Origin of the sequence: Brucella sp. NBRC 12953, assembly GCF_040369775.1 — a bacterium.
GTDB lineage: Bacteria > Pseudomonadota > Alphaproteobacteria > Rhizobiales > Rhizobiaceae > Brucella > Brucella pseudogrignonensis.
Genome location: NZ_BAABSV010000001.1, coordinates 227,084 through 246,179, shown reverse-complemented (window position 1 = coordinate 246,179; position 19,096 = coordinate 227,084). Strand labels below are relative to the sequence as shown.

Genomic DNA, 19,096 nt, shown 5'->3' with positions numbered 1-19,096 from the left:
CTATGCGCTGATCAATCCATAAAATCTATTCAATTAAACTGATCAAAGCATCAATCTTCGTGAAAGAAGCGGCTTATTCAGCAGCCACCAGACCAGCTAAAGAACGGTTTTTCATCAATTTATAATTGACCGAATCCATCAGCGCCTGAAATGATGCATCGATGATATTGTCGGAGACACCAACCGTGCGCCAACGAGCGCCCGTGGCATCACCGGATTCAATCAAAACGCGGGTGATAGCTGCCGTACCACCATTGAGGATACGCACCTTGAAATCCACCAGTTCGAGATCTTCGATTTCATCCTGATAGCGGCCAAGATCCTTGCGCAGCGCAATATCGAGAGCGTTGACCGGACCATGACCTTCGGCAACCGACATATGCATTTCACCGTCGACTTCGACCTTCACCACGGCTTCCGAAACAGTTTTCAATGAACCATTGGCATCGAACCGACGTTCAACAAGACAGCGGAAAGAGTCGACTTTGAAGAATTCTGGCTGCGGGTTGAGCATGGCTCTCGCCAACAGCTCGAAACTCGCATCAGCACCTTCATAAGCATAGCCTTCTGCTTCGCGCTCTTTGACCAGCGCAATCAACGTATCCAGTCGCACATCGTCCTTGGCAACGCGAATGCCGCGACGCTCCAGTTCGGCGATAAAGTTCGACTTACCACCCTGATCCGAAACCATGACGCGACGGCGATTGCCAACGGTTTCAGGCGGAACGTGCTCATAAGTCTGCGGGTCTTTAAGCAGTGCTGAGGCATGAATGCCTGCCTTGGTCGCAAAGGCGGACGTACCTGTATAGGGCGCCTGCTCGGTCGGCGCACGATTCAGAATATCATCGAAGGCGCGTGAAATGCGGGTGATTGCTTTCAGCGCATCAGGCTTGACACCAAGTTCAAAGCGATCAGCCCAATAAGGCTTCAATGCCAGTGTCGGAATAAGAGAAACGAGGTTCGCATTACCGCAACGCTCACCGATCCCATTCAGTGTTCCCTGCACGTGCCGCACACCTGCATCGATTGCGGCAAGCGAAACGGCGACGGCCTGCTCGGTATCGTTGTGAGCATGAATGCCAAGGCTTTCGCCCGGAACAACAGTTTTGACCGCATTGATGATTTCAGCCACTTCCGATGGCTGTGTTCCGCCATTGGTATCGCAAAGCACGACCCAACGAGCGCCTGCCTCATAGGCAGCCTTCGCACAAGACAATGCATATTCAGGGTTGGCTTTGTATCCATCGAAGAAATGCTCGCAATCAACCAGCGCCTCACGACCAGCCATACGAACAGCTGTCACCGATGCAGTAATCGATTCCAGATTTTCCTCATTGGTGCAACCGAGAGCGATCCGCACATGGTAATCCCAGCTTTTGGCAACGAAACAGACTGCATCGCTCGAAGCCTGCAGAAGTGCAGTCAATCCCGGATCATTCGATGCCGAAACGCCTGCACGCTTGGTCATGCCAAAAGCTGCAAACTTGGCCCGTAAGGTCTGCCGCTTCTTGAAGAAGGCCGTATCCGTTGGATTTGCACCCGGATAGCCGCCTTCCACATAATCGACACCCAGTTCTTCAAGCAGAATGACAATCGCTTTTTTGTCTTCGACAGAGAAGTCAATGCCGGGAGTCTGCTGTCCGTCCCGCAAGGTCGTGTCGTAGATATAGATGCGTTCGCGTGCCATTTTGCCTGCCTGTCGGTGGGTGATGCCGTTATAATTTATGGCTTTTCAGTTCTCAGTATCGTGGTCGGGGTGCTGGTAGGACACCATGGTTCTCACAAACTCGATACTTTCCGGATCTCGTTCGGTCTCGAAACCGGGCAGTTTTGCGAGGTCGTCGACATAGGGAAGCTTGACTTCGACACCCCATTGAATTGTGGGTTCAATCTCTTCCGGCGCATCGAAAGTGCCTATGGAAAGCGCCACACCATCCGGCGCCTCGTAAGTCAGCGGAGTTCCGCATTCAGCACAGAACCCACGCTTGACGTGATTCGACGACTGAAAACGCTTTGGCTCATCGCGAGTCCAGATAAGCTTTGCTTCACCCACCGAGACCAGCGGCGCATAGAAATTGCCAAAGGCCTTCTGGCACATGCGACAATGACAGATCGAAGCCGAGCCGAGTGCGCCTTCAACCCGAAAGCGCACCGCACCACACTGGCATCCCCCGCTATAGAGCGGCTTATTATCAAGCGTCATGGCTTCCTCCCAGAAACTAAACGATCGTCAGCTTACCACTTCCCATGTCGTGATGCGTTCGCCGGTGTCAGGATGTTTGCCGTCCTTCAACTGCACGCCCTGCGCCAGAAGTTCATCGCGAATACGATCTGCTTCTGCCCAGTTCTTGCCAGCTATGAAATTCAGGCGCTCGGCAATCAATGCATCGATTGCAGCTGTATCAACATCTGCCTTTGCAAATACCGGCACATCCTGTGCTGTCACAAAGTAAGGGTCGAGCAAGCCTAATAGCGCCATGCCCTCGCCCAAAGCTGCAACGTCCTTGGCCTTGAATGCTTTGCGTAGAGCCGTGATAGCAGACCAGGTGTTGAGATCGTCCGACAATGCGTCAGCGACTTCTTCAACAACGGAAAGTGCAGAAGGCGCAGCAAAGTCTGCATCGCGCAACAAACCATACCACCGATGCAGCTCTTCGGCAGATTCTGCCAGACGCTGCGCCGTCCAGTTGATCGGCTCGCGGTAATGCGTTTGCAGCATAGAAAGACGAGCAGCCAGACCGACCCAGCGATCGCGAGCATCCTTGTCATCCCAGACACCAAGCTGCGGCAAACCATCGTTCAGCACATTGCGAATGGTTATGAAGTTGCCAAGCGACTTCGACATCTTCTGCCCTTCAACCTGAAGGAAACCATTATGCATCCAGATGTTGGCCATACGCTCAGTTCCGAATGCGCAGCATGATTGCGCAAGCTCGTTTTCATGATGCGGGAACACCAGATCGATGCCACCGCCATGAATGTCAAACTGGTTCTTATACGGATCATCACACTTCAAACCGCCGCCAAAAGGCGCCAGCAGCTTGGCCATAGACATGGCCGAGCACTCGATATGCCAGCCGGGGCGACCAAGCGTTTCAATACCTGCCGGTGAAGGCCAACCGGGTTCACCATTGCGCGATGGCTTCCACAGCACAAAATCCATTTCATCGCGCTTATAGGATGCAACATCGACGCGAGCGCCGGCCAGCATCTCATCGAATGGACGGTGGGAAAGCGCGCCATAGCGTGCCCCACCCAAAGCGTTCATCGCTGACGGGGAAAACAGCACATGCTCATCTGCAACATAGGCAACGCCGCGCTCGATCAGCTTCTCAATAATATTACGCATGTCGTCGAGATGCTCGGTTGCACGCGGCTGGCTCGACGGCTCCAGATTTGCCAGAGCCTTGATATCAGCTTGAAACTGGTTGTTTGTGCCTTCGGTCACCCGGCGGATTGCTTCATTGAGCGGAAGGTTGGGATATTCAGTAGCAGCACGCGCGTTGATCTTGTCGTCAACATCGGTGATGTTACGCGCATAAGTGACTTTTTCCGTGCCATAGAAATGGCGCAGCAGGCGGAAAAGAACGTCAAAGACGATAACCGGACGTGCGTTGCCGATATGGGCGAAGTCATAAACGGTCGGTCCGCAGACATACATGCGCACATTATTTGCATCGATGGGGGTGAAATCCTCCTTCGTGCGAGTGGCAGTATTGTATAGGCGTAGTTGCGGCGCATCAGCCATTTTATTTCCCCAAAGGACCTGAAAATACGGGCACGAAAGACCGCAGCCGTCTGGCCGGGGCGTTATCATCCTGTTTCATGGTAGGGGAGACGAAAACGGCCGGGCCAGCAAGCTGCTAGCCAATAATAATCGAACCAGTACAAATGATCGTGGTCGGCGTTTTCATGACGCTACTTATCTCTCTCGACCTCAATCACGTCAAGAGCTTTTGAAAAAGTTCAATAGAAATAAAGTATTTCCCTCAGACTGGTGAAGCTGGAGTGCCTGACAGGCTTATATGAAGCCGGCCTCGTCAAAATCGCTGTTGCATTTCGGCAACCCCACTCCCCCTTCATCCTTATCCCGTTGATGTTAACCGGAATTCCTCAAAACCGGCTCTAAACAGCCTTCATTCCGTCCCAATCAATCACAAAATGGTGAGTGTAATTTGGAAGAGGATGGACCAATGCCTAAAAATGAACTGCAACCACGACAAGACAAGCTCATTGACCAGTACCGCGAAATCGGACCGGCTGTGCTGGTTGCAGCGTTGATGAGCAAGACCAATCGCGAAAGCAAAGGTCGCAACGACAATACGCGCCGCTCAATTCTGGCAGTCAAAAAGACAGGCTGATCCGCTTCATCGCGTCGTCAGCGTCCGGCTCGTCAGAACATGGAAAGCTGACCGTCGGGCTCATCACCCGGCCCAGGCTTTTTCTTTCTTTTGGCCTGATCCAGTGATAGCGCCACAAGATTTTCCTCTACTCTCGCCTGAACGTCAGGAGAGGTATTGGTAACTTTGTTGACCTTGTCCGACACCGGAATGGCTTCAAAAAAGTCATCCTGAACTGGCCGCATGATGTCGGCCACCTCTCGCGGAAGCAGGGTCTTGCAGTTAAGCCAGCGGGCATAATCCTCTGGCTTCACCACCACCGGCATACGCTCGTGGATGGGACGGAGAAATCCGTTTGCACTTGTGGTCAGAATACCCGCTGTATCGATTTGCGAGCCGTCAGCGCTGCTCCATGTTTCAACGAGCGCACCAAAAGCCACAATACCGCCGTTGCGCGGCCTGATCCAATAAGCCTGCGCTTTGTTCTTTCCCTCGCGCCGCCATTCGTAAAAGCCGGAAGCGGGAATCAGCGCACGCCGATGATTGAGTGCCGCACGGAAAGAATTTTTCTCGGCCGCCGTTTCAGAACGAATGTTGAAGACAAGATTCCAGTCGTTGGGATCCTTGACCCACGACGGCACAAACCCCCAGCGCACCAACATGCCGATACGGTCGGGCCTGTTGCTTCCTGGAGGCGGCGTTTCGCCTGCCAGAATAGAGAGTATCGGCTGCGTTGGTGCAATATTGTAGCGCGGAGGAAAATCCTCCTCGATCATAGCACCGAGCAGGGCTTCAACTTCTTCGCGGCTGGCAGTCAGAGAAAAACGTCCACACATAGCGGCCATGTTCAGACTTTTGAGGTAATCGTCAAGCGGGCTTTGCTGTTGCCAAAAGCGGTTTGCCGCATCATAGCTTGTGCATGGTTACAGTTCCCGTCATCCCTGCCCCCGTTCAGATACACGGTGTTTCTCTCATATGTCGCCGTGATGGCCGCTTCTTGCTGGTCGAACGCGGCAAGGAACCATGGAAAGGCTGGCTGGCTTTTCCGGGAGGCAGTATCGAAGCTGGGGAAACGCCGGAAGAAGCTGCCATTCGAGAACTGAAAGAAGAAACTGCACTGGATGCGGGTTCTCTCCGCCATGTTATCACAGTTGATCTGGCACTCGAAGGCAATGCCTATTCAAAGAGCTACTTCCTGTCAGTCTATCGTGCGTTTGAGATTTCAGGCGAGGAACAGGCCGGTGACGATGCAGCCGCAATACACTGGCTCAGCATCGAAGAAATGGCCCATGCAAATGTGACGGATAGTACGCTGGATGTGGCGCGCTCTGTCGCTGAAATTGAGGATGCTTCAGGCGCGCATTCCGTATCGCCTTGAAGTGGCCCCGTTTCTCATTCAGGAATTTCTTTCTTCAGAGGGGCGTATATTGCAGGAAAAACGGCTTTCCATATTGGTGATAGCATTCTGGCTGGGCATTCTGTCCCCGGCCCTTTCTGCCCAGGATGCTCCTTATGAGGGCAAAATGCTCAGAATTGCGGAAGTGCTTGGCTCGCTTCACTATCTGCGCAACCTTTGCGGAGAAACCAGCAACGAATGGCGCGAGCGCATGGATGCCATAATTGCTGCCGAAAAGCCCGATGAAGCCGAGCGAGTGCGTCTTGTTTCAAGCTTCAACCATGGATACCGCGTTTTCAGCGACAATTATGTTCGTTGCACACCCTCGGCTCTTGCGGCGATTGATCGGTACATGAAGGAAGGAGAAAGCTTGTCCAACGAGCTTATCTCGCGCTATGGGAATTAACCAATTATTCAGTCTTGTGCGGATGGGCAGAAATTGCCTCATTCAAATCCGCTTTAATCTGTTAACACTGTCTTAAACGTGACAGTCAGGCTGCAGGTGATTGTGCTCCCAATGGTGAGAAATCAGCTGATACAGCAAGAAGGGCGCAAGCCGGGATGAAGTCTATGGAATATATGCCAGCAGATCTGGACGAGATGATCGCCCGCGAAAAGAAGCTTGTTGCGATTGAATACCAGAATGAAGCCTGGGCAGACGGCATTTCCGAAGGAATTGAGCCAGAAATTCTGGCGGAAGCTGCTTTCACGACAGCCCTTACAGAACTTATGCGTTCAACAGGCGAAGACAGCGCACTCGAACTTATCGAGAAAATGCGCGAACAGATTATTGCAGGCACCTTCCTGCAGGATCGTGTTCTTCAGTAGGCAGAGTTATCCGTCGCAAATACCCGCATACGACTAGGCGGCGTATTGTATATCCGCTCCCACACTCTGCGGAACTGTCTTGCTGACGCGAACCCTGCTCGCTCAGCAATATTCTCCATATCGAGAGCCGAATTCAGCAGCATTTCGCGAGCAAGGCTTATTTTCAGCCGATTGGCATAATCAATCACGCTCATGCCTGCATGTTCATTGAACAGGCGTGAAAGATTGCGCGGGCTTGCCCCGCTGGCTTCAGCGAGTTTCTCGACAGACCAGTTTTCAGCCGGATTTGCAGCCACAGCATCCTGCGCACGATGCACCACAGGATGCATGTGATTGCGGCCTTCAAGCCATGGCGAAAGCTGCGGATCGCCACCGCTGCGACGCAGATAAACCACAAGATAACGCGCCACTGATAGAGCCAGTGCATGCCCTGCCATCTCGGCCAGAATATGCAGCATTAGATCAATTCCGGCAGTAATGCCCGCACTGGTCAGCCTGTCGCGATCCTCCACAAACAAACGGTTTTGCAGAACATGGGCGGTCGGTGCGAGTCGATGCAGCTCATCAATCGCCATATGATGCGTGGTGCAGTCATACCCCTCAAGCAAACCCGCGCGTGCTGCTAGAAGTGCACCAGAACAGATTGAAACCAATTTGATACCCGGACGGATCGTACGACGCATCCAGCTCACGATTTGCGTTTCAAGCGCTATATCTTCGTCGCGATTAACGACAGCAGACCCAAGCGGGATGTCAGCCGAGCCGGATATCACCACAAGCGCATCATCTGGCAGGTGATCGGGTAGAGGCTCAATATTGGCAAGCGTGAGACCGATGGAGCTGAGCGTCGTTTCGGAAGGCCCGATAAACGTCACTTCAAACTGCACCCTATTTTGCTCCAGATTAGCCTTGCGCAAAACCTCCATCGGCCCCGCCACGTCAAGCAAAAGCGTGCGCGGCGGAATGACGACAAAGACCCGGACAGTTTTATGGCTGTCGACGGTTTGGTTCATGCAGCTTTCCGTTCTGCGCTGCCTGCAAGAGCCTGTTCCACCGTTGTTATCCTTGCAAAGCGATCCGCAAGTACCAGCTCGGTACGCGCGCGAATTTCCGCAGCACTCCACACGTTACCACTTATGTCAGTCATGGGGAAAGTCAGCGTGGCTTCGCCGACATAATCGACATCAAAGCCAAGGTCAGATGCATGACGCGTGGTGGTCTCGCAGCACTGCTCGGTGCGGATACCTGAAACGATAACCCGTTTGATGTTGTTAGAAATCAGCCAGACATCGAGACCCGAGCCCACCAATGCGCTATGGCGACGCTTACGGAAAACGGCATCCGGCTCGATCCTGATCGGTGCAAGCGCCTTCACAAGACCTGATGCCTCCGAAAACGGTCCCTCATTCTCAACATGAAAGATTTGCACGACCGGAATGCCTTTGCGCTTGGCACCGTCAATCAAAGCCTGCTGCCGCTCAATGTAAGCGGCAACCTCTTCTTCTCGATAGTAAGGTCGATGCCGAAAAGATTCCTGAACATCGATAACCAGCAAGGCTGTGTCGTTGGCGGACATTTTGTGCTCCTTGTAAATTTATACAAGAACACAATACTCCCGACAATTCAGGCCGAAAGATTAACTTCGGACAAAGATGGGACAGATTGCGCCAACTACAAACTCTGAAATTAATCTAAAGATTATCAGCCCAAGCGGCTGTGTGCTTCACCGGCGCAAATTCGGTGATTTGATACTCCGCAAGCCCCTGATTCTTGAAAGGATCGTGAGCCAGGATCGTTTCAAGCTCATCCCGGGTTATGCTTCCACTCGCAAGAATGATACCTCCATCCCGCGGATTCTTCGGTCCGGATGCCAGAAACGCCCCACTTGCATACTGCCTATCGAGAAACTCCCGATGTGTAGCGATATGTTTTTCAACTTCATTCAGAGGCTTTATATATGTCAGGTTAACAATGAACATCAGGCCACTCCATGAAGTGCCCTTCGTAAAGAGCATCGCGTCTAAACTCATTCACGCGACGCACTTTAGCATTTTATCTACCCTGCACCTCAACCAAGAATGGGGGCACCGTTTCTTGGAGTTATTTTCACGAACGAGGCAAAGCTTCCAAAAACTCGACTGGCTCGCCCTTGTTCGGATTGACGATTTCCGCTTCCCACATGACTTTAATACCGCGCACGAAAGTACCAACCGGCCAGCCAGTGACAGTCTTGCCATGATAAGGCGTCCAGCCAGCCTTTGAGCCAGCCTGTTCATGCGTGATGGTTTCGCGGCGTTTCATATCGACGATGGTGAGATCGGCATCATAGCCAACAGCAATGCGACCTTTGCGAGCCATACCGAAAATGCGGTTGGGGCCGTGGCTCGACAGATCGACAAAGCGCTCCAGCGAAAGCTTACCCGCATTGACGTGATCGAGCATGATTGGCACCAGCGTCTGAACGCCGGTCATTCCAGACGGCGAAGCCGGGTAAGACTTCTGCTTTTCGTCCAGCGTATGTGGTGCATGGTCGGAGCCGAGTACATCGATAATGCCCTGATCAACGCCCTTCCAAACACCATCGCGATGGCGCTTTTCACGCACCGGTGGGTTCATCTGGATAAGATTGCCAAGCGTCGCATATTCATCCGCCGACAACGTAAGGTGATGCGGAGTGGCTTCACAGGTTGCCACATCCTTGTGACCTTGAAGGAAATCGATTTCTTCGGCTGTAGAGATATGCAGGACGTGAATACGTGCGCCGGTTTCGCGGGCGATACCGACAAGGCGTTCGGTGCATTGCAGTGCAGTGGTAACATCGCGCCAGACGGGATGGCTCGATGGATCGCCTTCAACACGGAGATTTTCGCGCTCCTTAAGGCGGAATTCGTCTTCCGAATGGAAGGCGGCGCGGCGACGCGTATTTTTCAGGATCGAACGGACGCCTTCATCGTCCTCAACCAGCAGATTGCCTGTCGAAGATCCCATGAACACCTTGATGCCAGCCGCACCTGGCAGGCGCTCAAGCTCGGCAACGTCTTTTGCATTGTCCCGCGTTCCGCCGACCCAGAAGGCAAAATCGCAATGCATACGATGACGGCCACGGCGAATCTTGTCTTCAAGCGTTTCAGCGGAAGTCGTCAGTGGTTTGGTGTTCGGCATTTCGAAAACCGATGTCACACCACCCAGAACCGCAGCAAGCGAACCTGTTTCCAGATCTTCCTTGTGCTCCAGCCCCGGCTCACGAAAATGCACCTGACTGTCAACAACGCCGGGCAAAATATGCAGACCGGTACAATCGATGACTTCACCGGCAGAACCTGCTGCAAGCGAGCCAATCGCCTCGATGCGCCCGTTACGAATACCAATGTCCAGCTGACCTATACCGTCGTGATTGACGATGGTTGCACCTTTCAGGATTGTGTCGAACGTTTGGGCCATTGTTGTCTCCTGCTGGCTGAATGGGACTTGCGAGCCTTTTCAATGCGGCTTACGTAACGATGGTTATAAAGGCAAGGAAGAAGCGATGGCGACGGTAGCGGAAACGATCAATCTTTCCAACAGAGCACTGGTTCACATTACAGGCGAAGACGCGGAAAAATTCGTGCAGGCCGTGATCACAACCAATCTCGACAAGCTTGGCGTTGATGATCTGAAACCCGGCGCGCTGTTGACACCGCAGGGCAAGATCATGTTCGACTTCCTTGTGTCGCGCATTGAAGACGGGCTGCGATTCGACATGCCTGCTGGCATTGCAGCTGATTTTGCTAAGCGGATGACGCTCTATCGTCTGCGCGCCAAAGCAGAAATTAGCCAATTGCCAGAATCACTTGTGAGCGTTTGCTGGCAGAATGATTCCGCTGCCTCAGAAAGCGATTCAATTAAGCGCGATACCCGGTTCCCTGAAGAGCTGAATGTTATTCGCATTTACGGACAAGCCGGTGAAATCAGCGATGAAAGTGCATGGATTGCTCTTCGCGCTGAATATGGCATTGCCGAAGGTGAAGCCGACTTCGCCTATAATGATGTGTTTCCTCACGACATTAATTTCGATCAGACTGGCGGCGTGACTTTCCCGAAAGGCTGCTTCATCGGGCAGGAAGTCGTCTCGCGTATGCATCATCGCGGCACGCCGCGTCGACGCGTCCTCGTGGCAAAATCTGACGCGCCCCTGCCCGCAATGGGTACGTCGGTTACGGTCGGTGGGCGCGATATCGGAACCCTTGGCAGTTCGTCCGGCAAACTCGGTCTGGCGCTTGTGCGCATTGACCGGGTGCAGGATGCGCTTGATTCCGGCACACCGATTCTAGCTGGTGAGGCCGAAATTACGCTCGCCCTTCCCCCGCATGTACGCTTCACATTTCCGACTGCCGACGCGGACAAAGCCTGATGGCAGCCGCTGACCGGTCATCGGGCAAAGATCGCGCCTGGCAGCGCATGTTGTCAGGCCGCAGACTGGATCTTCTTGATCCATCGCCCCTTGATGTAGAGATTGAAGACATCGCGCATGGTCTTGCGCGTGTCGCCCGCTGGAATGGGCAGACCATCTGCGAACACGCCTATTCGGTTGCCCAGCACTCGTTGCTGGTTGAACAGATTTTCAACCGGCTTGTGCCTGATGCGAGCATCGAATGGCAAATGTTGACGCTCCTGCACGATGCGCCTGAATATGTCATTGGCGACATGATTTCGCCCTTCAAAGCTGTGATGGGCGGGAATTACAAACTGATCGAAGCGCGTCTTGAGAGTGCAGTTCACGTTCGGTTTTCGCTGCCAGCTTCCATTTCCGTGTCTCTAAAAAAACTGATCAAGCGTGCCGATCAGGTCGCAGCTTTTTTTGAGGCAACACGACTTGCCGGTTTCAGCGAAACAGAAGCGACCAAATATTTTGGCCGTCCGCGCAGTTTCGATCCGTCAGGGCTAGACCTGACGCCCCGTCCGACACAAAGCGTTCAAAATGATTTTCTGGCGCGCTTTGCAACATTGGAACAGGCGCGAAAGAAATAAGCCATGACGCATATTGTGGTCAGCCCGCTTTCGAAGCTTGAAGCCCAAATAGCTCTGCATCGCCCAAGTCACATCTTGTCATTGAGCAGCAGCGATCTTCCATCGATGCCGAGTCAAGCCAAGAGGCTTAGCCTTACCTTCAACGATATCGTTGAGCCGCGCGAAGGGCTGATCATGCCTGACGATAGTCATGTTCACCAGATACTGGCCTTCGCAAGGGATTGGGAGCGCTCCAGGCCAATGCTCATTCACTGCTATGCTGGCGTCTCACGCTCTACCGCAAGCGCTTACATTATAGCACTTGCGCTCAATCCGGCACTGGATGAAGTAGCTCTTGCACAAAAGCTGCGAAAGCTTTCACCATCAGCTACCCCGAATATTCGACTCATCGCACTTGCGGATCAGATATTGACGAGAAACGGTCGCATGATTGAAGCGATCAGGGCAATCGAGCGCGGAAAAGATACTTTTGAGGGCGAAGTCTTTAGCTTACCTGTTGCAGGTTGATGCTTCGCGATACCGCATTCAGAAAGCCCCCGCGTGCATCGGGAGGCGTTTGCGCGCGCGGTTCCCACACATGTCGCAAAAAGAAGAAGCCCGTCATTCTGAATGCATCATTGAGGTCGTCATAGCAGGACGGACGCACTGATGTGCTGTTGACGAATGCAGGCAACGGCAACATTTTATCGGCCCAGGGAGCGCCGGCATCGCCGCAGACCGCACGTCCTGACTTGGGCGATACATAGATCAGGTTTTCACGGACACCTGTTGCGGCACATTCTTTCAGGTCCAGGCCAAAGCCGAGTTCTTCAAGCATCATCACTTCAAACCGAAGCAATAGTTCACCTGAGGCGAGCGGATCGTCAAAATGCTCGATAATGAGGCGGAGCGTTTCGTATAAGCCACGATGGGAATCACGCTCTGGCAATAAGCGCAGATGGGCGGCAGCAAGCTGAATACCGTAAAGCGCCACGGGCGTTTCAATGAGCCGCGCCGCCGCAAAGCCAAGCGGCTCAATGGTAAAGCTGCCCATATGCTCATCAAGCCTTGCCCACCATGATAGATCGACATGATTGCCCGGCTGAAGGAGAGGCTGCATGCGGCGGGAGCGCCCGCCGCGTACCATGCCCATATGACGCCCATGTTCACGGGTCATCACTTCGACAATGGCGCTTGTTTCGCCATGTCGTCGTGTGCCGAGAACTATGCCTTCATCGCGCCATTCCATGGAGCAGCCAGATGTACCTTAAGTCGGGAAGTCCAGACCCATTTCACGATAACGCTCAGGATCGTTGCCCCAGTTTTCGCGAACTTTTACAAACAGAAAGAGATGCGCGTTCTGTTCAAGAATTTCGCTGATCTCTTTACGCGCAGCCTGACCGATAGCCTTGATCGTTTCGCCCTTATGGCCAAGTACGATCTTCTTCTGGCTTTCGCGCTCGACATAAATGACCTGCTCGATACGTACCGAGCCGTCCTTACGCTCTTCCCAGCGCTCGGTTTCTACCGTCGAGGAATAAGGCAGTTCTTCATGCAGGCGCAGATACAGCTTTTCACGGGTGATTTCCGCTGCAAGCTGCCGCATCGGCATGTCGGAAATCTGATCTTCCGGATAATACCAAGGGCCATTTGGAACGGTTTCCGCCAGGAATTTTGCGAGATCCTTGCAGCCCGAACCGTTCAGCGCAGAGATCATGAAAGTCTGATCAAAGGTGACAAGCTCATTGGCCTTCTTTGCCAGATCCAGCAGAACCGGGGGATCAACGCGATCAACTTTGTTGAGCACCAGCACCTTCTTCTGGCGCACGTTTTTCATGCTTTCCAGAAGCGCTTCTGCATTCTCGTTGAGACCACCCTGTGCATCCAGTAGAACGAGGATGATGTCGGCATCTTTCGCGCCGCCCCATGCGGTCGTGACCATCGCACGGTCCAGCCTGCGCTTTGGACGGAAAATACCGGGTGTATCGACAAGTACGATCTGCGCATTGTTCTCGATGAAGATACCACGAACCAGCGCGCGCGTGGTCTGTACCTTATGCGTGACGATTGAAACCTTGGTTCCCACCAACTGGTTAACCAGCGTGGACTTTCCGGCGTTTGGCGCCCCAATCAGCGCTACAAAGCCAGAACGTGTCTGCCCGGTTTCAATTTCGCCGGAAGTCGGCGTCGTCGGATTATTCATTGCTTATCCTTTTAGGAGCAACCCACTTCACAAGAAGTGGGAAGCACTCCAATTTTGTTTTGCGCAATTCCCGACGCGGTCCCGTCCCCACTTTCGCTGGAATTGCTCGATTTCAAATTGATGGCAGAGACTGGCTCCTCGCCCAAAACCAATCTGCCCCATGCGACAAGCCCACCACTGTCGCTATTGATCCGATTATAGCCGAATTTCGCTTAAAAGAATGCAGATTTCCGCATTAGCCGGAAGTGTCGCGTTTCCAGACAGATTCCCTATAAAGCATCGCTTCTGCAGCGCTTTGCTCGGCAATCCGCTTGGATCTACCTTCACCCGTTTCGGGTGCGAATCCTTTCACTGTCACTTCAACGGTGAAAAGCGGGTCGTGGTCCGGCCCACTGCGGCTCAAAATGCTGTAAGATGGATGTACATTGCCCTGCTGATGCGCCCATTCCTGCAACTCAGTCTTGGCATCACGGCGAGCTGCTCCGGTCTCAAGCGAACGCTCCTGCCAGTAGCGCTTTATGAAGCCGCGCGCAGCCTCCAGCCCACCATCAAGATACATCGTGGCGATCAGCGCTTCGACAACATCCGCTCGCACATTCAACAAGCGCTTATCATTGAGCGATTTAATGTCGGAACCTGTGTGGATGAGATCGGCAAGCCCGATTTCGTCCGCAATCGCGGCACAGGTTTCCGCATTGACCAGCGCATTGAGGCGCACCGACAATTCGCCTTCTGGAGCCTCTGGAAATGCTTCAAAAAGCATTTCGGCTACCACGAGACCAAGCACGCGGTCGCCAAGAAACTCAAGGCGTTCATAATTGGCACGGGATGGTGCCTGGACACTTGAATGGGTGAGCGCACGTTCAAGCCGTTTCAGATTTTGAAAACGGTATCCTGTGCGCGCCTCCAGAATTTCTGCTGCTTTATTCGCGGAGACCATTTTAGTTTCCGGTTACAGCTGTATGCGGCTCGCCACTTACCCATGAAATAAGTCGGCTGAAACGAACATCAGACGGCCATTTCCAGATTTCAAGCGGGCTTGACTTATCGGCGATTGAAAAAAAGATGATGTTTGCACGACCGACAAGGTTTTCAAAAGGCACATAGCCGACGCCAAAGCGGCTATCGAGCGAGTTATCGCGGTTGTCACCCATCATGAAATAATGGCCAGCTGGCACCTCAAATACGCGCGTATCGTCGCCAATGGAATTTGGCGCCAGATCAAGCGTGTCGTAGGTCACACCATTTGGCAGCGTTTCGCGATAGACTTCAACCGGGCGATTGACCTCCGTCACGTCGGGATTATCGATGGTGCCAACGCGTTCGCGCTTTACCGCAACATCGTTGATGTAAAGCACACCACCTCGCATCTGCACACGATCACCTGGCAGACCGATCACACGTTTGATGTAATCGACATTCGTATCACTTGGCAGCTTGAAGACGACAACGTCACCACGTTTTGGCTCAGCGGCCCAGATACGACCTGAGAAAAGGTCGAGACCAAAAGGCAGCGAATAGCGCGAATAACCGTAGGCATATTTCGACACAAACAGATAATCACCTTCCAGCAAAGTGGGGCGCATGGAGCCGGATGGAATACTGAATGGTTGGAAAAGCAGGCTACGGATAACCAGCGCCAGCAACAGTGCTTGCACGATAACGCTGATGGTTTCGCCAAAGCCACCCGATTTTTTAGTCTCACTTTTGCTGGACACGCTCATTGTATCTCCGCTTGCCGATGTGCGATCTAATAACGGCTTAGATTGCCCGAGGCAATCCAATCACCGGTTTCTCGCACGATTATGAGCAGGAGTTTACCTGTCACAATCGCAATTGTTTCGTTCATATCCTTGTCGGGGAACCAGTTTTCACCATTTCCGCAACGTCAATTATTCCGCTAAAGGAAGAGCTTCGATAATGACGAAGGCCTGAGCGAGAGGAAAATCATCTGTAATTGTCAGATGTATGGCAGCACGCGTGCCTTGTGGCAGCATACGTTTCAACTGTTCTGCTGCTCCGCCCGTAAGCTTCATCGTCGGCTTGCCCGAAGGCGTATTGACGACACCCATATCCCGCCAGAACACACCGTTCGAAAGCCCGGTACCAAGCGCCTTTGAACAGGCTTCTTTTGCAGCGAAACGCTTTGCATAAGAGGCTGCACGCTGTTTACGACCGTCGGATTTTGCCTGTTCAATCTCGGTAAATACTCGTTGGGTGAAGCGATCGCCGTGCTTTTCAAGTGTTTTCTCTATACGGCGTATATCAATCAGATCGCTGCCAATGCCAATGATCATATGTTTTTCGGCTCCCGCGACCGATAGAGACTGTGCTTCTCAGCAAGGCGCTCGAGCCGGCGCCGACGAAAGGCAGTTACCGCAAAGCGTGTGACGAAATAGGCGACTACCGCAAAAGCCGCACCGAGAATCGTCGATCCGAACAACATAGGCTTAAGCAGAGGCGTCCAGACTTCACCGAATTTCATCGTCTGAAGCGCATGTCCCAGGTGTAAAGGCGGCGCGCTTTCCAGGTCTCCGCTTATGACAAAGCGGCCCAACTCATAGGTGCTTCCCCAGATAAACGGAAGCGTCAACGGATTGGCAAGCGTAGTGCCAAGAGCTGCAGCGGCAATATTACCAGCCAAAAAATAGGCCAGGACGATTGCGATAATCAGGTGAAATCCGAAAAACGGTGTGAAAGCTGAAAAAACGCCAACGGCCAAGCCTGCAGCCACCGCATGTGGAGAGGCGGTGATGCGCAGCACTCGCTTGCCGCCATATTTGAATGAGCGAGCAAAGGAACGGCGCGGCCAGACGAGCAGCCTCAGGCGCTCTTTTCGGCTCGGCGGATTTCGACGTTGGAACAACATGGGCTTCTAATACTGCTCTCTGCTCACCGAGACAATTGTTATTATTGAGCTACCAATCCCGATAACAGCTTCTCGTGGCCCTCGATGTTGGCTGTTTGCATACGAGGTAAATAGAACTTCGGAGATACACCCAGCATACGGCGAAACATTGTCGTGAAGGCGGAAACGCTATCGTAGCCCAAATCAAGCGCCACGCTTGTAACCGCTTCGCCTTCGGTAAGGCGTGGGACAGCGGCAAAAAGGCAAGCCTGCTGCCGCCAGACAGATAGGCTAACACCAGTTTCTCGCTGAAAATGACGGGTAAATGAGCGTCTACTCATCGCCATACGGTCAGCCCATTCGTCAATCGTTGCGCGGGCCGAGGGCTTCGTCACGAACTCCCGACACAGCTTTTGCAAGCGTATGTCTGCCGGAAATGGCAATCCCAGCGGCCTTTGCGGCAAGGTGTGTAGGTCTTTCAGAATGAGATCGATTACCAAAGCATCGCGGCTTCCCGGTTCGGGAATGCTATCGACAGAGGTTGCATCGATAATCAGACAGCGCATCAGGTCGGTCAGCCCCACCACATGCAGATAGTCTGGCACACCGGAAATTGCATCAAGAGCGATATAGATGGAGCGCATGAACACATCGCCAACGATTTCGACGGAATGTTTGACACCTGCAGGAATCCACATCGCGTGATCACCGGGGATCATCCAGCGTCCTGCGTCGGTTGTAACCAGCACCACCCCCTGTGACGCGCATAAAAGCTGCGCACGGCTATGACTATGTCGAGGAACAAAATAGCCATCAGGATATTTTGTTGGAAGTGCAATGACTGGTCCGCCCATGTTTTCCAACATGGCGATGCGTTGTTCGTGGAACTTTTGCAGGTCCTCACTGCCTGGTAATAAAAGCCCCGGTGGCGATTTTGGCTTCATTGGCTTTGGCCCACTCTCGAAGGTAATGGACCAAATCACGAAAGCAGGCGCGAAACAATATGATTATGAAATGGTCAGGTTAGAAATATTCGTAAACGTACGAATTGGGTTTCCGGACCGACCTCACCACTTTGCGGGAAAATCCCGTTCCAAATTATCTTCGGAGTAGGACTATGAGCATGAGTGCTGCCGAGCAGCCAACAAGCAGTAGCGCGAACAATACGGTTCTCGCCATTATTCTGGCCACGAGTATGGGCCACTTCCTGAACGACATGATGCAGTCGCTCCTTCCGGCCATCTATCCGATGCTCAAGGACAACTACAGCCTGTCTTTCTGGCAGATCGGCTTGCTAACCTTCACATTTCAGGTAACGGCTTCGATCCTACAGCCGATCGTCGGCATCTATACCGACCGTCGTCCGATGCCTTACTCGCTACCCTTCGGCATGGGTTGCACGCTGATCGGCCTGATCCTGCTTGCAACGGCTCATCATTATTCGGTCCTGCTTTTGGGTGCGGCCTTCATCGGCTTCGGCTCTTCGGTATTTCATCCGGAAGCCGCGCGCGTTGCACGTCTTGCATCGGGTGGCCGCCACGGCTTTGCACAGTCGCTGTTTCAGGTAGGCGGTAATTTCGGCTCATCGATTGGACCGCTGCTTGCAGCTTTCATCGTGCTGCCGTTTGGTCAAGCCAGCGTGTCGTGGTTCTCTATAGCAGCCCTGATCGGCATGGCTCTGTTGTGGTATGTTGGCAATTGGTACAACCAGCATAATCTTGCCAATAAGAGCAAGCCAAAGCCCGACAAAACCCTGCCGCTGCCACGTAAGAAGGTTATTGCGTCGATCTCCGTGCTCGCCATGCTGATCTTCACCAAATACGTCTATATGGCCAGCCTTACGAGCTACTACACCTTCTATACGATCAGTCATTTCGGCGTGACCGTACAGGCATCGCAGTTGCTGCTGTTCGTGTTCCTCGGTGCAGTTGCAGCAGGTACGATCGTCGGAGGTCCTATCGGCGACAAGATCGGTACGCGCACTGTGATCTGGGTATCGATCCTCGGTATCGTTCCTTTCACTCTCGCCTTGCCTTATGCAAACCTTGAAGTAACAGCTGTTCTCACCGTGATCATCGGTTTCGTGCTGGCATCTGCCTTCCCTGCCATCATCGTGTTCGCACAAGAACTGCTTCCGGGACGTGTGGGCATGGTTTCAGGCCTGTTCTTCGGCCTCGCATTCGGCATTGCGGGTATTGCAGCAGCAGCGCTCGGCATCGTCGCCGACCGCACAAGCATCGAGTTCGTCTATCAGATCTGCTCGTATCTTCCGCTTCTCGGCCTGTTGACGATCTTCCTCCCTAAGATGGAAAAGGCACGATAAGCCAAACCAGCTTATGGTTTGAAAATAGTGGGGCACCGTTCATCCCCCAACGAACGGTGCCCCTAATGCCACTGACCTTTTGACGGCCCGGTGCAGCGGCAGCTCTAAAATAGAGTGAAAACCACCCTACTTCTTTGCTCTGGCGCACATTGCGAATGATATTTCAGCAATG

At 53.1% G+C, this 19,096-nt stretch carries 23 protein-coding genes; 8 read left to right on the top strand and 15 right to left on the bottom strand.

The window, feature by feature from the left end; genetic code table 11:
• Positions 1-73 precede the first annotated feature (73 nt).
• The 3 genes from cimA to cysS are packed head-to-tail and all read right to left on the bottom strand — an operon-like array spanning position 74 to position 3,748.
• On the bottom strand, positions 74-1,687 hold the full coding sequence (gene cimA / locus ABWV94_RS01240; protein WP_113498197.1) for a citramalate synthase: 1,614 nt from the start codon (positions 1,685-1,687) through the stop codon (positions 74-76).
• Positions 1,688-1,732: 45 nt separating this feature from the next.
• A complete protein-coding gene (locus ABWV94_RS01235; protein ID WP_353412489.1) occupies positions 1,733-2,203 on the bottom strand; it encodes a GFA family protein in 471 nt (156 codons plus the stop codon).
• 27 nt (positions 2,204-2,230) lie between these two features.
• On the bottom strand, positions 2,231-3,748 hold the full coding sequence (gene cysS, locus ABWV94_RS01230) for a cysteine--tRNA ligase (RefSeq protein ID WP_113498199.1): 1,518 nt from the start codon (positions 3,746-3,748) through the stop codon (positions 2,231-2,233).
• A gap of 445 nt (positions 3,749-4,193) precedes the next feature.
• On the opposite strand from cysS, the gene ABWV94_RS01225 reads away from it, so the two are divergent.
• Positions 4,194-4,361 carry a hypothetical protein gene (locus ABWV94_RS01225; protein WP_007874312.1) on the top strand — a complete coding sequence of 56 codons (168 nt, stop codon included), beginning with the start codon at positions 4,194-4,196 and terminating at the stop codon, positions 4,359-4,361.
• A gap of 32 nt (positions 4,362-4,393) precedes the next feature.
• Here ABWV94_RS01225 and ABWV94_RS01220 read toward each other — a convergent pair whose 3' ends face one another.
• Complete coding sequence (locus tag ABWV94_RS01220) at positions 4,394-5,176, bottom strand: SOS response-associated peptidase (protein ID WP_079211701.1); 783 nt, start codon at positions 5,174-5,176, stop codon at positions 4,394-4,396.
• A gap of 83 nt (positions 5,177-5,259) precedes the next feature.
• Between ABWV94_RS01220 and ABWV94_RS01215 the strand changes: the two genes are divergently transcribed.
• The 3 genes from ABWV94_RS01215 to ABWV94_RS01205 all read left to right on the top strand — a co-directional run bounded on the left by ABWV94_RS01215 (position 5,260) and on the right by ABWV94_RS01205 (position 6,564).
• Positions 5,260-5,718, top strand: coding sequence for an NUDIX hydrolase (locus ABWV94_RS01215; protein ID WP_113498201.1), 459 nt, complete (start codon positions 5,260-5,262; stop codon positions 5,716-5,718).
• Between the two features lie 46 nt (positions 5,719-5,764).
• Positions 5,765-6,142 (top strand): TIGR02301 family protein, encoded by a 378-nt coding sequence (locus ABWV94_RS01210; RefSeq protein ID WP_079212554.1) that lies wholly within the window; start codon positions 5,765-5,767, stop codon positions 6,140-6,142.
• 164 nt (positions 6,143-6,306) lie between these two features.
• Positions 6,307-6,564, top strand: a complete 258-nt coding sequence (locus ABWV94_RS01205) for a hypothetical protein (RefSeq protein WP_171379961.1) — start codon at positions 6,307-6,309, stop codon at positions 6,562-6,564.
• Here the strand turns inward: ABWV94_RS01205 and ABWV94_RS01200 are convergent.
• From ABWV94_RS01200 to ABWV94_RS01185, 4 genes are all read right to left on the bottom strand, one after another.
• On the bottom strand, positions 6,558-7,577 hold the full coding sequence (locus tag ABWV94_RS01200) for a GlxA family transcriptional regulator (RefSeq protein WP_113498203.1): 1,020 nt from the start codon (positions 7,575-7,577) through the stop codon (positions 6,558-6,560). The two genes, ABWV94_RS01205 and ABWV94_RS01200, sit on opposite strands and share 7 nt — an antisense overlap.
• Positions 7,574-8,140, bottom strand: a complete 567-nt coding sequence (locus ABWV94_RS01195; protein WP_113498205.1) for an isochorismatase family protein — start codon at positions 8,138-8,140, stop codon at positions 7,574-7,576. Before ABWV94_RS01195 ends, ABWV94_RS01200 begins: the two co-directional genes overlap by 4 nt.
• Before the next feature lie 115 nt (positions 8,141-8,255).
• Entirely contained in the window at positions 8,256-8,543 is a 288-nt protein-coding gene (locus tag ABWV94_RS01190; RefSeq protein ID WP_113498414.1) for a YciI family protein, read from the bottom strand.
• Positions 8,544-8,670: 127 nt separating this feature from the next.
• Positions 8,671-10,005 carry a dihydroorotase gene (locus tag ABWV94_RS01185; RefSeq protein WP_113498207.1) on the bottom strand — a complete coding sequence of 445 codons (1,335 nt, stop codon included), beginning with the start codon at positions 10,003-10,005 and terminating at the stop codon, positions 8,671-8,673.
• Positions 10,006-10,090: 85 nt separating this feature from the next.
• Between ABWV94_RS01185 and ygfZ the strand changes: the two genes are divergently transcribed.
• Genes ygfZ through ABWV94_RS01170 form a run of 3 tightly spaced genes read left to right on the top strand, consistent with a single transcriptional unit; the run spans position 10,091 to position 12,078 of the window.
• Positions 10,091-10,954 carry a CAF17-like 4Fe-4S cluster assembly/insertion protein YgfZ gene (gene ygfZ / locus ABWV94_RS01180; protein ID WP_113498209.1) on the top strand — a complete coding sequence of 288 codons (864 nt, stop codon included), beginning with the start codon at positions 10,091-10,093 and terminating at the stop codon, positions 10,952-10,954.
• On the top strand, positions 10,954-11,571 hold the full coding sequence (locus ABWV94_RS01175; protein ID WP_353412485.1) for a YfbR-like 5'-deoxynucleotidase: 618 nt from the start codon (positions 10,954-10,956) through the stop codon (positions 11,569-11,571). Before ygfZ ends, ABWV94_RS01175 begins: the two co-directional genes overlap by 1 nt.
• 3 nt (positions 11,572-11,574) lie before the next feature.
• On the top strand, positions 11,575-12,078 hold the full coding sequence (locus tag ABWV94_RS01170) for a tyrosine phosphatase family protein (RefSeq protein WP_113498211.1): 504 nt from the start codon (positions 11,575-11,577) through the stop codon (positions 12,076-12,078).
• On the opposite strand, the gene recO is transcribed toward ABWV94_RS01170, so the two are convergent.
• From recO to ABWV94_RS01135, 7 genes are all read right to left on the bottom strand, one after another.
• The gene (gene recO / locus ABWV94_RS01165; RefSeq protein WP_064320384.1) at positions 12,056-12,799 is read right to left on the bottom strand and encodes a DNA repair protein RecO; all 744 of its coding nucleotides are present in this window, start codon (positions 12,797-12,799) and stop codon (positions 12,056-12,058) included. The genes ABWV94_RS01170 and recO overlap by 23 nt on opposite strands.
• 18 nt (positions 12,800-12,817) lie before the next feature.
• On the bottom strand, positions 12,818-13,753 hold the full coding sequence (gene era / locus ABWV94_RS01160; protein ID WP_007874292.1) for a GTPase Era: 936 nt from the start codon (positions 13,751-13,753) through the stop codon (positions 12,818-12,820).
• A 235-nt stretch (positions 13,754-13,988) separates the two neighbouring features.
• Positions 13,989-14,693 carry a ribonuclease III gene (gene rnc / locus ABWV94_RS01155; protein ID WP_007874291.1) on the bottom strand — a complete coding sequence of 235 codons (705 nt, stop codon included), beginning with the start codon at positions 14,691-14,693 and terminating at the stop codon, positions 13,989-13,991.
• Position 14,694: 1 nt separating this feature from the next.
• Entirely contained in the window at positions 14,695-15,477 is a 783-nt protein-coding gene (gene lepB / locus ABWV94_RS01150; protein ID WP_007874290.1) for a signal peptidase I, read from the bottom strand.
• Positions 15,478-15,645: 168 nt separating this feature from the next.
• Complete coding sequence (gene acpS, locus ABWV94_RS01145; protein WP_064320381.1) at positions 15,646-16,050, bottom strand: holo-ACP synthase; 405 nt, start codon at positions 16,048-16,050, stop codon at positions 15,646-15,648.
• The gene (gene bspA, locus ABWV94_RS01140) at positions 16,047-16,622 is read right to left on the bottom strand and encodes a type IV secretion system effector BspA (RefSeq protein ID WP_039859616.1); all 576 of its coding nucleotides are present in this window, start codon (positions 16,620-16,622) and stop codon (positions 16,047-16,049) included. Before bspA ends, acpS begins: the two co-directional genes overlap by 4 nt.
• Positions 16,623-16,663: 41 nt before the next feature.
• Positions 16,664-17,545, bottom strand: coding sequence for an AraC family transcriptional regulator (locus ABWV94_RS01135; protein WP_064320380.1), 882 nt, complete (start codon positions 17,543-17,545; stop codon positions 16,664-16,666).
• A gap of 173 nt (positions 17,546-17,718) precedes the next feature.
• Between ABWV94_RS01135 and ABWV94_RS01130 the strand changes: the two genes are divergently transcribed.
• The gene (locus tag ABWV94_RS01130) at positions 17,719-18,924 is read left to right on the top strand and encodes an MFS transporter (RefSeq protein ID WP_007874284.1); all 1,206 of its coding nucleotides are present in this window, start codon (positions 17,719-17,721) and stop codon (positions 18,922-18,924) included.
• Positions 18,925-19,096 lie beyond the last annotated feature (172 nt).